Raw genomic sequence first — 13,401 nt, forward strand, 5'->3', positions numbered from 1 at the left:
AAGAGTGGTTACCTGCGCTATTTGGTATTTCCAGTATTTCTGCAGTGCGAAAAGTTTTTAAATCAATACGCGCAAGACGAGGCGTGTTGTTGCCATTTGCAAAAGTCCACCGTCCATCTATTTCGCCGTTTGTCTGCGATGCTTCAATATGGTGCAAATCGTCCCATGGTATAAAACCATGTGAAGTGTTAAGCATTCCTTTTGTTTCTTCGCTGTACCCATATCCTTCCTGGGGGTCTTGCGAAAACACAGGTATAACTCTCAGCAAGCGGCCAGACGGCAAGCCATACACGCTCATTTGCCCACTAAATCCTCCGGAAACAAAGTTGTAGAACTCGTCATACTTGCCTGGGGCTACGTACGCTTTTTGTGCAGCATCAGAGCTAACTGCGTTTCCGGCATTTTTTGGTTTGCAGGCGTTTATGCTTACCATTAGGCAAACTGCTGCCGCAACCGAAAAACCGGTTTTATATTTTTTCATTGTAGTATGTTTAAGCGATTATTTTAGTTTCTTCCTTATGTCGTGATAGCTTTTTTTGAACCACGCATTTGAATTTTAATAAAGCAGTTGTTGCGTCGCACTCTTGTACTGAATAACTTTACTGTACACGAGAATTATCATTCCTGTCACTGCGATATTCTTAATTAAGAACGTTATTTTATTTAACTCCGTCGTTCTTGCGCATGTATTCATAAATGCCTCTTGCTGCTTCATCATTAATATTCTGGTTAGGCATACGAACGAGGCAAAGTTCTAATTGCACCTGCACTTTAGGGTCTTTGTCAATCATCTCATCTGTATTGGTTGCAAAGTTCATGATCCATTCAGGCTTGTGTCTTTTGGTCACATCTTTCCAACCTGGTCCAACCAATTTCTCATCATTGAGCTTGTGGCATCCGGAACATTTTAAATTATAAACTTTTTCACCGGTTGTTACCATTGCAGGGTCAAGTTTATCGGCAACTTCAACATTTGTAAATCTTCCTGAGCCTCTTTCAGGGTCGTAGACAGGATTTTCTTTCCCGGCATCAGAACTTTGACTAGTGTTTCCTACCTGGCTTTCCGCCGCAGGCTTTTGTTCGCCGCCTCCACAGGAATAAATAAGGAAAGTGGCGGCAAATGCACATAAGACAAGCAATTTTTTCATGAGTAGAAGATTTATCAGTTTAATTTAATTACAGTTCTGTAATGCAAGGTTCGCATGAAAACAACCTTAATTATATGATATAAATCATACTTCTAAGTCTTTGTGGTCATGTTTTCAATTATTCTTCAATAAACCCTCTAAATAAATTCGTGAGTTACCCAAAGCGTTTTTGGGAAAAGAGATGGTAAAATATTCGTTGCTACCATGCATCCATTCTACATATCAGCAGTAGCACATTAACTTCTGCGGGATGGGATACATATCGGGATGTAATGCGAAAGAGAAGTAAAGTACGGATGTTACGATCATCGTGAAACAACCTGATTGCAGAACAAACCAGGTGTACTAATAGGATTCTTTAATAAGGCAGATGCCTCAATTTGTTTTCATCTAAAATAATCACTTTACCAGTTTGAATCTCAATTAGCTTTTCATCCTTAAAATCACCTAACGTTCTTATAAGTGATTCCGTTGCAATACCAATTGACTGCGCCATATTCTCCCTTGATAAGTTTAGGACAGGCGTTAATTCCTCTTGTATTTTATACTTGTCGTATAGTTGAATGAGGCCGTAAGCTACTTTCTTACGTAAGGAACCATAAGCCAGGTTCAGCAGGTTTTCTTCTTTTTCAACAACGTTTTTGGTTATTATTTTTATAAAGCTTTGTGCTATTTGCATATCGTTAGATACCAGTTGCATAAAATCTTCCCGAGGTATCAACATCAATTCCGTTTCTTCTAATACCACCGCTTCTTCTTTATAGTTTACGTCTTCCAAAATAGCCGTGTATCCAAAAAAGTCTCCGGTACTGTAAATGCTTGTAATAAACTCCTTACCCTCATCATTCGCTTTAGAAGCTTTTACTTTACCCTTTATTACATGGTATACCACCCGCGGCCGCTGACCTTCTTTGTAAAGAATGTGCTTTTTATTATAGGTGTACGTATCCCTTTCCACAGATGTCAACTCAACCTTTCCTGTCTTTTGTGCAGTTGCTATAAAATCTCTTATCCCGTCAATACCGGCATATTGTTGTTTTAGTAAATCTATTTTTTTTAACCTTACTTCAATGGCATTTAATAACTCAATACCATCGTATGGCTTTGTTATATAGTCATCAGCTCCCATTTCCATACCTCGTCTAAAATCCCCTTTTTCTGATTTGGCAGTTAAGAATATAAATGGAATAGCAGCGGTTTCTTTATGCTTACTCAACGAATGATAGACGCCATATCCATCCAAAACAGGCATCATAATGTCACAAATAATTAAATCGGGCAATTCTCTCAAAGCAAGTTCAACCCCCGTTTTCCCGTTTTCTGCTGTTATGGCTATGTAATTTGACAACTCTATTATCTCTGCAGTATTCTCTCTTACCTCTGTGTTATCTTCTATTACTAATATCTTTTTCATATGTCTATTTGGTCAGCATGAGTGGGTTGAGGAATGTAAACAGTTATCGTAGAACCTTCATTAAGTTTACTAAGCATTTCGATTCTTCCATTCATTAGTTCAAGGTATTTGCTAACTATATGCAGTCCCAGCCCCGTACCCTGAATATTGACGGCATTCTTTGCCCGAAAGAAGCGTTCAAACAAATGTTGCTGGTCTTCTTCAGAAATGCCAATGCCATTATCTTCAACAGTGATAACAAAGTTGTTGTCCTCTACAAAAGAGTTTACTTTAATAATGCCGTTTTCAGGTGAAAATTTAATGGCATTTGAAACTAGGTTTGTCAAAATATTGGTGACTAAATTAGTATCCATACAAACGATGGTAGCAACCGAGTTTTTATAAATGATCTGCTGGCCGTTTCTCAATAAACCGTCCAGCTCCTGCATTAAATTTTTGAACAGAATATCAATAGTGGTCCGTGTAACCAGCTTAACGTTTGTTTGCACGTGCCCCTCCTCCAGCCTGCCAAGTGAAAGAAAATCTTCCAGTATCCCTTTCATTCCACCAACGGCTCCTTTAATTCTTTGCACGTGTTTATCAATCTTCGGGTTGGGGTTAATTTCGTTGTATTTATCCAGAAGATAAGCCGATGTAAGAATGGTACTTAAAGGCGTCCTGAATTCATGTGACGACATAGTAACAAACCTCGATTTCAATTCGCTTAATTCTTTCTCAACTTCAAAAGCTTCACTTAACTCTTGCTTCGATTTTTCAAGCTCGGCTAAAGCTTCCCGAAGCATTTTTGTACGGTCGCTGATTTTTTGTTCCAGCTCACTGTTCATGCTTTTAATTTCTATTGTACCACTTTCTAACTCCTGCTTTTGTTGCAGAACTACTGCTTCATGTTTTTTTCTTACGGTTATATCAACAACAAAAGCAATCACAAAAGTGTGGTCGCTAATAGTATAATGGCTAAGGCTTACTTCTACCGGAAAAGTACTTCCATCTTTTTTCCTCGCAAACAAGTCTCTTCCGTGACCCATCACCCTCACTTCGGGTTTGTGATAATAATCTTCCCTGTATTGATGGTGCTTCACATGAACAGAAGGGGGTATCAGTAATTCAACAGTTTTTCCCAACACTTCCTCTTTGGTAAATTCAAACTGTTTTTCTGCAAATTTGTTGAAGTTGATGATCTTTCCCTCATCGTTTGTTACAACAATACCAATGGTAGCATAGTTAAAAAGAGCCTCGAATTGTTCAACATTACTTATCTGCTTTTCGCTATACATGTTTATTATTTATAAAGAGCCGGGCAGGCTATGCGAACTTTAATTATGCAAAGGAAGTTCATAAAGCGAAGTAAGTTTAATTAATTAGTGTGAAGAGGAACACGGATAACACGGATACGAAGCATTTTTTCAGATACTTGTTGCAAAAACATATAAACAATCAGCTTTACCTGTCTAATCCGTGCCGTCTGTGTTCCATTACCTCAATAGTATTTTCATTTTGGTAGCTGGCAGAACCGCAATGTGCATCCACTGTTGCCACGCTCGGTTCAAAAATAGCTTTCCATAGCAGCTTTCCATAGCAGCTTTTAATAAACGCGATGTAAAGTTTCGGCATCATACGAGTCTTCAACAAGCGCTGTTTCAACTGCCTTTTTAAATGGAAGTACCAGCAAAGGCACGCTGGTGTGAAAAACCAAGTCTTTTGTAACGCTCTTCGTAAAAACTCTTTCAAACAAAGTGTGCTCGTGCGGTATAACTGCCACCAGGTCTACTGCATGTTGTTTTACAAAAGCATCCATGGCTTTTGCCACATTTTCTGCCTTGGAAAATTCAAACGAAGGGTGCAGGCTCGTCAAAAACCAGATGGACTTTTCGGGTGTCTCCATCCTTTCTACCGCCTCGTCCATAGATCTTTTTATTACTCTTACTACGTACAACTTAGCGTTAAAAGTTGATACAACTTTTTGCAGCGGTTGCAAAATATGAACGTCGGTATCATCGGTAATGTCGCTTGCAAGTGCAATGGTTTTCGGAGGCGCAAAAACAGCATCCGCAGGAACAACAATTAACGGAATTCGAGATATTTTACATAAATCGGTAACAGTGCTACCAAAGTATTTTCTTATTTCCTTTCCACTTTTCTTCATTCCAATAACAATATAAGACGCATCATTTGCCATGGCAGCAGCAAGAATTGAGCTAGTAACCGGGCCATTCGTGCATTCCGTTTCTAATGAAACCGTTCGGTTTGGATCAATCGTTTCTGATTCATTAAGCAATTTTTTGTAAGCGTTTCGGTGCAGTTCTGTAGGCGTAATTGATAGTGAACTATCAGGCAGGGCAGGCTGTGCCTGGTAAGCAGTAAACAAAATTACCTTAGCCTGCATTTGCCTTGCAAGTTCGAAACCATACTTTGTTGCATTGTATGCGGCAGAAGAAAAATCGGTGGCTATGAGGATAGTTTGCATGTAGCTTTTTTTCAAAAGTATATTTTAGCTGTTGTGCCTTTTATGTCTTAAAGCACGTTAAAACATGATTGTAATCAGGTTTTGTAGCCCGCCACAGCGGTAAAGCTTTGTAAACCAAAAATTGTATCTGATTCTATAATTACGTATTCAATAAATGTTCTTTGTTCTACTCTTAAATGGGAAAGACTATTGTTGGAAAAAAAGTGCCCAAAAAAAGGAGCCGGTAGGGCGTTTGACTGATGGCGTCATTGTAACTGTTTAATAATTCATCATGGCAAAGAAAACATTAAGAGAACTTGTAGATCAAAAATTAAAAGATGCAGATGTACTGGTTGCAAACCGGTGTTATGTGCTTCTATTTATATAGTCGGTTATGCCCTTTAATTAACTCTTAAGATTGTAAAGAATCTAAATTTTGTACAAGGGTTCCCTGAAGATAAATTTGAATTTAGAGCGTATCAAGACAGTTTGAAGAGCCTGCAATTTTTAGCAGGCGCGATAACGCTAATTAAAGACATTAGAGATCATGATTTAAATAATAAATCAGAATTGATGGTAAGGACTGCAAAATAAGAGATAAGGATAGCTATGGAAATGATCGCCCTTCAGAAAGGGATAAAAAGCATTAGTGTACAGAAAAGGCTGCGGGTGTCGCCACATTTTACACTGCCCCTAACCAGCAATTAGTCGCATTTGCTAGTTAGGGGCAGTGTAAACCTTAGGTGGTTTGAATAAATTTTAACGGTAGCGGAAACGCTGCAAGGCAAATGGAATAGATTTAAAAAGTATCTATGGATATACAAAAACTCCTATTAACTAATTCATCCCATTACTTTACCTCCCTCAACATCAACTTAAAACTAACTTTAAAATCATCCTTTATCCTTACAAGACCTGCTAATTTGCGTGGGGGCTTCAGGTTAAAATCAGAAAAGCTGAAATTCTTTTCACCGTTTAATTGAACCAGGTCACTATCTGTCTTCGAAAAAGAATAGTTGATTTCAATTTCTTTTGTAACACCTGCCACCTCAACTTCTACGAGACCTTTTATTAATTCAGATTTTTCCTTTAGCTCTGGCATAGATTCAATTTTTAGAAAACGAATTACCATTTCAGAATGTTTATCTGCTTTCAGGGTTTTTCGAAAGTCACTCGTGATTAAAGAGCGGTGACAATTGAATTGAATTATTTCAAGCGTCAATGATCCTGATAATGTTACCGGTTGTGATATTGAATAACTGCCTGTAATAATATTATCCTTGCGGTTGTATCCTTCAATATCGCAACTAAAGCTGTTAACATTAGACTTGCCATCTATGCGGAGTGTACTGCTTTTTTCAATAATCCATTTTACCGGCTTTTCGGAACTAGGTATTGCAAAAGATGATTGAGGATTGATAGTGGGCAGCGCTGTAAAAAATAAGGCGACCGACATAAATAAATTGAGTAACATTTTTTTTTCTTTAAGAACTTTTAATTGAAAAAAAAATGGGTCAATCTGGTCGACCCATTTTTCTTCATGCAGTTTTACTGCTTTTTAGTGTACGGATTAAAACCCTACCACAGCTTCAATAACATATCCATTAAACTTGCCACCGTTACGATAATCTGTTGTAGGAAAATTGTTGTATTTCTGAACTACATATTCTGCTTTCATCAATACATTCCTTGTTACAAACCAACCACCGGCAAGAGCGAAACGGTTAACTTTTACGTCGTTTGTGATACCTGCTAATTGTGCTTTAACGGTGTTGTAACGCAAGCCTGCAAAAAGGTTTTCAGCATTTCCAAAACGGTAAACCACATCACCAGCTAACTGGCTTGCTGTTCTGTCAGCAGTTTCAGTTTTTGTTCTTCCTTTAGATGTTTCATAAGTACCAAACAATTCAAGACCTGAAACTTTCAAAAATCCGTTCAACATTACAGCGTCTATTTTTTTACTAAATCCAGGGTTTAAACGACCTGAGAAAGCAATAACTGTTGATGCATTAACTGCACCGTCTGTAGCTTTCCATTTTTCAACCACATTTTGATAGTTGGAACCACTTCTGTCACCACTATACATAGTTAAACCACTGCCTGCATTGCTTGAGTTGTGATAGTAACTACCTGAAACACGAACTCTGATGTTAGCTGCCAACTGCTTATCTATTCCACCTTTTACATAAATAGAAGGTGCTCTTTTTGTATTCTCATCCACTACTTTTGGAACACCGTTAACCATAATTGTTCCCTGTGCTGCTGAGTCTATATTTCCTTTAATCATACCATTGGTAACACCTAACATTCCAAACAAACCATTTTTTTGCAGGTAAACTTCACCACCAATTTCTGTAGAGAATGCATCCATTATGTAGCTTTCCATAAATGGATTGTAGATTGTCTGTCCTGCATCTGATCTGCGAAAGTGCGCATCACCATAATTAATTTCCATGTGACCCACTCTGATAGTAGCAACGTCCATCAGGTCTTTCCAGAATTTGCCTTTAAAAGGAAGTTTATCAAATTGTATGTATCCACCTTTTACCCAAGCTTCATTGTGGTGACGGGTTGATAGATATGTGGTTACATTCAACCTTATTCCGTCTGCAAGCTGTATATCTGTAAACAAATTAGCCTGGGCTGTCATAAAGCCCGGAGTTATTGGATACAATTTGTTACTTGTTTGGTTATTAAATGCAGTGTTTTCATGTTTAAGATTCTGAAACTGCTGTGTAAAGCCTGCACCAAACCTAATACGGGGTCCTTCGAAGGGGATGGTGTCTGCAATCTTATTTGTTTCAAAAACGTTGATACCTCTTTGGTCATAGGGTCTCCAGTAAGAAGGCCTTAAGTAATGTTCTTTATCACTTTGTGCAGATGTTACGATTGGAAGTACTCCTGTAAGAAGGATCGATAAAAATGTGGTGTACTTAAAAAAATGCTTTTTCATGTTACTTTATTTTAGTTAGTTTTTCGTCAGGATTTATTTAATGAATTTGATGGTATAAGAAATGGTAATGTCGTTTCCGGTCTTGATTGTTCCCAACATAACAGTAGGGGGTTTAACCTTGTAATCAGTCATTTTCATTTTTTTAGAACCTTTGACTGTAAAGCTTCTGTTAGCGGCGTCATACTTGCCTGTGCCCGTAATTTCAGTGTTGTTGGTGGTGCCTGCTATAGTTAATTTCCCTTCGCATTTTACCTCGTAATTGTCCCGGGTCAAGGGAGTGATTTTGGCTGATGTAAGTATAAAAGTTATGTTGGGGTTAGCATCTGTTTTCAGGGCTTTATAAGTATTTTTATCCATTGCCTTATGCCCGCTTTTCAGACTTGTTGCAGCAATGGTGAAGCTCATTGCGGATAGAGCAGTCACCTTGTCGTTTGAATTAACTACAAACACCGCATCACCTGTACCCTTGTCCGATTTTTCTGTCCAATCGTGTAAGGAGGATGTTCCTGCTAGTTCTATATTTACACTTTCTGATTGAAATTTTGATTGACTTCTACCCTGTGTTGCAACAAGTAAACTCGTTATAAGTAGAGAAAAAATGCCGGTTAGTTTAATTGACGATGCTTTCATAATGATTCTTTAAATTTTATTTGCAATGGGCTTTTAATAGCCTTTCATTTACTCCACAAAACTATCTTTCGAAGCAAATGAAACTCATGATGAGCGTGAAGCAGAACAATGATTGTGATCATGTTATTTAAAAGGACCTGTTACAAAAAAATATAAAAGGATCAGGAAGTTTTGTTATTGCAATTTTTGGAGAAATGTAATAGTGTTATCAATTTTAATTACGATTGTTTAGTAAGTATTAATGAAGAAACTCTCGCACTACTTTAAAAAAAAATACTACTATCCCTTTCTCAGCATTGTAACTATTTCTTTTAATCGTCCATCTCTTGTAAGTGATATTATAACTTATCCAACCACATCAATAATACTATCTTGCATCGATTCGAAGTACAGCAATTATGCTCCGTTTAAGTCTTTTTTTATATGCGAAGTAGTGAGTTTACAAGGAATAGCAAAACTTTCCTGCTAAACAAGCAAACCTTTTACAGCTCACTAAAAAAGAAAAACATGCTGTTTTCTTTAATAAGCTAAACATAGCTGAGTATGAATCTAATAACCCTTGGGCTACGTGTGTCCAGATAAAAAATCAAATTATGAATAGCAATATTGACAACAACGGACCGGTAATTATAATAGAGGATGATTTAGATGACCAGGAGTTATTTGCGGAAATATTCAAAAAATTGGAGTTTACAAACGAGCTGGTCTTTTTTGGAGATGGACAAGAGGCGCTAGATTTTTTGAACCAAACAGACAAACCTCCTTTTATCATAATTTCTGACGTCAATTTACCTAAGTTGGATGGTTTTGAATTGCGAAAAAAAATAAAGGAAGATGCTAAACTCGAAGTTAAATGCATCCCTTACCTGTTCTTTTCTACTGCTTTAAATCAAAAATCTGTAATTGACGCTTACAGTGCCTCTGCACAGGGTTTTTTTGTAAAAGGAAATTCTATGGCCGAATTAGAGAAAACAATAAAAGTGATAATGGAATATTGGAAAAGATGTGCTTCTCCTAACAATTTCGCTTAACCTGGTGTATCCGTACTGTTCTTATTTGGCCTTAACCAGATGCTAATGAACACGTTTTTAGTTCGTTTTTAACCATCCCATTAAAACTCTACGTTCATAAGATAGAAGCATCGCACCTTGTATTATAATATTTGCAATCGTCCCAAATTTTGCATTATGCCAATAAATGATAATTAGTAGTTGAGAAAGCACTACGGCAACTATGTGCCACATCACCACTAGTCCTCCTTAATCAAAAGGGCTACTGCAGTTACTAGAAACAGCAAGCACGTTATCAGCCACAAGATGCCCGCTCCTTTCGCTAATCCTTTAGTAAGAGGTGCCAGGGTTTTGCCTGTTAATCCGTTTACCTGTGCAAGCTTTAATTCTTTCGCCCAGCCATTGAATGAACAAGCCCGTGAATGAATACAATGAATGCAGAAACAAAGCGAAGCAGATACTTTTTTTTGAAATCTTATCAATGCAAATGAGAGAAAGGTGGGTAAGTATCCGTTAACCACGGGAAATATTTGCATGTGAAGGTCAATAACATTCCCCCTTGTAGTTAAATAGATTTGCTCAAAAGCTATTAGCCATTATCTTTTATACTGCTGCCCATTACAGTAATGCTGATCTTAATCATGTATAAGAACCCGTGCAGTCATAAGAAAAGTATAAGTACACTCATAGCTTTGATAAATCAATTACTCCTTTTTCTTTATCCGGTATTTAATCAATCACCGCCTTTAATAAAGCTATTATGAGCAACGCACAAATCGTAACGGCATATATTGTATCAAATATTGTTGCTATTGCTTTTTTTGTAGCAAGCCTATATTCAAACAGCCTAGCCCGCATATTGTATTCCTTATTATTTATTGGTGCCGGCTACATAAATTGGTTTGTTGTTCACACCAACCCATCTGGTTATCTTGATTATAGCAAATATGCCGTTGGCCTTTACCGCGATATCATCATCGGGCCTTCTCAAAATTACGTGACACCTATTGTAACTTTTATTGCTGTTTGCCAGGTTCTTATTGGTCTTGCTTTGTTACACAAGGGACGAATATTACGAACAGCGTGTGTAGCAGGCAGTATCTTTTTGATCGCTATTTCTCCGCTGGGTATTGCATCTGCTTTCCCGGGTGGATTAATTTGGGCAGCAGGTTTATTTGTGCTTTACAGAAACCGTTTCGAAAGAAATATTTTCAATATGAAGTGGAGTATGTAGTCCGTATTAATTTTTTTTTTTGAACAGACAGCAGCCCGCTATTAAGCATCTCTTGCGTCGCACTCTTGTACTGTAAATTCTATATGCAACACATACATCTTATAGCCAACACTAAAATTGATCTAATAACGTAACCCTTAAAAAATATTTTCTATGTCACCTATAATAAATATGTTTTCTCAAGCCAGAGTCAACAATGTTCCCTTCCTCAACCCATCCTATGTTGTGCCAGATAAAGCAAGTACCAATCTTACTGTTCAAAGCATTAATATGCCGCAGGCATTTCTTGTTACCGGTGAAGCATTTAAAATTTTTCTGAGCAACAATACCCTGCAACTCCCTCTATTAAAAATCTTAGAAGAACTTGACACTAAAAAGTTCTCGAACATTATTGAAATAGGAAAGGCTGCAAGGCAACTGGTACTTAACCATGAACTACCTCATACACTTGAAGTAGCAATTAGAAATGCACATTACAAATTGTGCGGCGAAGAGACAAATGTTTCGGTCACAGTACAAGGCAGTGCAACTACCAAGAGCGCGTTTTCCACTGTTTATACGCATCCTTTGGAGAGCTTTGTAAATATTCGTGGCGAAGATGCACTTACAAATGCTATTCATAAATGCTTTGCTTCGTTGTTTAGTGAGAGGCTAATAAAACACTTCCCTTCCACCACTATTAATCTTGATGATATCGAAATTGCCATAAGTGTTCAAAAAGTCGCCGTTAATAATTTTACCTCAACATCAGGTAACCAGGAATTTATAGTTGATCGTCTTAAAAGTTTTAATAAAATAATGTCTTTTAAGGCGGTAGAACCCAGTCCGTCTTTTTAACAAAGTCGCGCACATCACTGCTTTTAAAAATTCCAATATAGGTAGTTACAGAATATTTAGAATTCTTAATTGTCCTATCATAAATAGATTTAGTAACTATTGAAATTTCAGCAGATGAAGCAAGGTTATATTCTTCTAACAATGATTGTTTTTCTATTGCAATCTTGCAACAGTCGGCCAATAAAAATAGCAGATGTAAAAAGAGATACTTCAATTACTCTGTCAAATGCTTTTTCTGACTTATTTGTGGATAGTACAACTCTTGAAAAATTTATAACTACCCAAAAATTGCAGCGAAGCGCCGCCGAAAGGATAAGGAAGTTTTACAATAACCGCAATTACCAGTTTGCATGGTTTACAAAAGATGGGCTGGCAGAACAAATTGGGGTGTTTTTGAACCTTCACAACAACTACATCCGGCTCTCGCGCGACAGTATGCAAATGGATAAACATTTTCATAGACAAATGGAACTTTTGACCGATGAAGACACTGCCATTAATACTGCAACTGAGAAAATAACTGAAACAGAACTTCGATTAACAGAACACTTTTTTAAATACGCCCAATATGCTTATGCAGGTAAAATGGACCCCGAAGAACTGCAATGGCATATACGAAGAAAGAAGGTAAATGTCGGTAGCCTGTTAGATTCCCTAATTGCTAACAAAGGTAAAAATTCGGAACGATGGGAACCCGTCAACCAGCAATATAAGCTGATGAATAAGGAGCTAAAACATTATTGGGATATCGATAAAGGGGGTGGATGGAATGCCATTTCACAAGAAAGCAAAAAGTCATACAAGCAGGGTGATACTGCTACCTCAATCAAGCAATTAAAAAAGAGACTCGCATTAGGCGGCGACTATTCAGTGAGTGATACATCCACCACTTTCGCAAGTGAGCTGGTGGAGGGAATAAAGCAAGCACAAAAACGACATGGATTTAAACAAGATGGAATGATAACCACCGGTCTTATAACCGAACTAAATGTACCAGTTAAAGACAGGATTGAACAATTGCTTGTTAATATGGAGCGTATGCGATGGATGCCCGAAGAGCCTACCGGCAACAGGATAATTGCTAACATTCCTGATTTTAAATTGCATGTATTCGAGAACGCTAAAAAGGTGTTTGATATGGATATTGTGGTCGGCACTGCTGCAAACAAAACAGTTATTTTTAATGATATGCTCCAGTACATCGTTTTTAGTCCTTACTGGAACATACCTCCGAGCATTATAAGACAAGAGATACTTCCTGGTATGAGAAAGAATGCCAATTACCTTGCTGATAAAAACATGGAACAAACAGGCAGCAGCAATGGCTTGCCAGATATTCGTCAAAAGCCGGGAGGCAGCAATTCTTTAGGACAAGTAAAGTTTCTTTTTCCAAACAATTATAGTATTTACTTTCATGATACGCCATCTAAGTCTTTGTTTGAAAACGAAAAACGTGCATTTAGTCATGGTTGCATAAGGCTGGCAGAGCCAAAGAAAATGGCTACCTACCTTCTAAGAAACCAACGAGAATGGACATCGGTCAAAATAGATGCAGCAATGAATGTATCTAAAGAAAGCTGGGTAACACTTAAAGAACCAATGCCAGTACTGATAACTTATTTTACCGCCTGGGTAGATAGGGATGGACTATTAAATTTCAGAAAGGATGTATATGGTAATGATAAAAAGACGGCACAGCACTTATTCGAACGGCATTAATAACAGGTAACGT

Annotated in this window: 11 protein-coding genes and 1 pseudogene; 4 read left to right on the top strand and 8 right to left on the bottom strand. The window is 37.6% G+C overall.

Annotated features, from left to right (window positions below):
- From JWR87_RS09820 to JWR87_RS09855, 8 genes and pseudogenes are all read right to left on the bottom strand, one after another.
- Positions 1-481 (bottom strand): annotated as a pseudogene (locus JWR87_RS09820) (nitrous oxide reductase); the annotation flags it as partial.
- Positions 482-659: 178 nt separating this feature from the next.
- On the bottom strand, positions 660-1,148 hold the full coding sequence (locus JWR87_RS09825; protein WP_297819023.1) for a cytochrome c: 489 nt from the start codon (positions 1,146-1,148) through the stop codon (positions 660-662).
- Between the two features lie 358 nt (positions 1,149-1,506).
- Positions 1,507-2,562 (bottom strand): response regulator, encoded by a 1,056-nt coding sequence (locus tag JWR87_RS09830; RefSeq protein WP_297819025.1) that lies wholly within the window; start codon positions 2,560-2,562, stop codon positions 1,507-1,509.
- Positions 2,559-3,836, bottom strand: a complete 1,278-nt coding sequence (locus JWR87_RS09835) for a PAS domain-containing sensor histidine kinase (RefSeq protein ID WP_297819027.1) — start codon at positions 3,834-3,836, stop codon at positions 2,559-2,561. Before JWR87_RS09835 ends, JWR87_RS09830 begins: the two co-directional genes overlap by 4 nt.
- A 308-nt stretch (positions 3,837-4,144) precedes the next feature.
- A complete protein-coding gene (locus JWR87_RS09840) occupies positions 4,145-5,026 on the bottom strand; it encodes a universal stress protein (protein ID WP_297819029.1) in 882 nt (293 codons plus the stop codon).
- An 829-nt stretch (positions 5,027-5,855) separates the two neighbouring features.
- The gene (locus tag JWR87_RS09845; RefSeq protein ID WP_297819030.1) at positions 5,856-6,479 is read right to left on the bottom strand and encodes a YceI family protein; all 624 of its coding nucleotides are present in this window, start codon (positions 6,477-6,479) and stop codon (positions 5,856-5,858) included.
- 96 nt (positions 6,480-6,575) lie between these two features.
- A complete protein-coding gene (locus JWR87_RS09850) occupies positions 6,576-7,958 on the bottom strand; it encodes a hypothetical protein (protein WP_297819032.1) in 1,383 nt (460 codons plus the stop codon).
- A 33-nt stretch (positions 7,959-7,991) separates the two neighbouring features.
- Positions 7,992-8,588, bottom strand: coding sequence for a YceI family protein (locus tag JWR87_RS09855; RefSeq protein ID WP_297819035.1), 597 nt, complete (start codon positions 8,586-8,588; stop codon positions 7,992-7,994).
- A gap of 593 nt (positions 8,589-9,181) precedes the next feature.
- On the opposite strand from JWR87_RS09855, the gene JWR87_RS09860 reads away from it, so the two are divergent.
- The 4 genes from JWR87_RS09860 (at position 9,182) to JWR87_RS09875 (ending at position 13,388) form a co-directional block, all read left to right on the top strand.
- Positions 9,182-9,619 (top strand): response regulator, encoded by a 438-nt coding sequence (locus JWR87_RS09860; RefSeq protein WP_297819038.1) that lies wholly within the window; start codon positions 9,182-9,184, stop codon positions 9,617-9,619.
- A gap of 739 nt (positions 9,620-10,358) precedes the next feature.
- Positions 10,359-10,832, top strand: a complete 474-nt coding sequence (locus JWR87_RS09865; protein WP_297819041.1) for a hypothetical protein — start codon at positions 10,359-10,361, stop codon at positions 10,830-10,832.
- Positions 10,833-10,985: 153 nt separating this feature from the next.
- Positions 10,986-11,669: a PEP/pyruvate-binding domain-containing protein gene (locus JWR87_RS09870; RefSeq protein WP_297819044.1), complete on the top strand. Its 684-nt coding sequence runs from the start codon at positions 10,986-10,988 to the stop codon at positions 11,667-11,669.
- Between the two features lie 114 nt (positions 11,670-11,783).
- Complete coding sequence (locus JWR87_RS09875) at positions 11,784-13,388, top strand: L,D-transpeptidase family protein (RefSeq protein WP_297819047.1); 1,605 nt, start codon at positions 11,784-11,786, stop codon at positions 13,386-13,388.
- The last annotated feature ends 13 nt before the right edge of the window (positions 13,389-13,401 follow it).

This window comes from Segetibacter sp. (assembly GCF_025963695.1).
GTDB lineage: Bacteria > Bacteroidota > Bacteroidia > Chitinophagales > Chitinophagaceae > Segetibacter.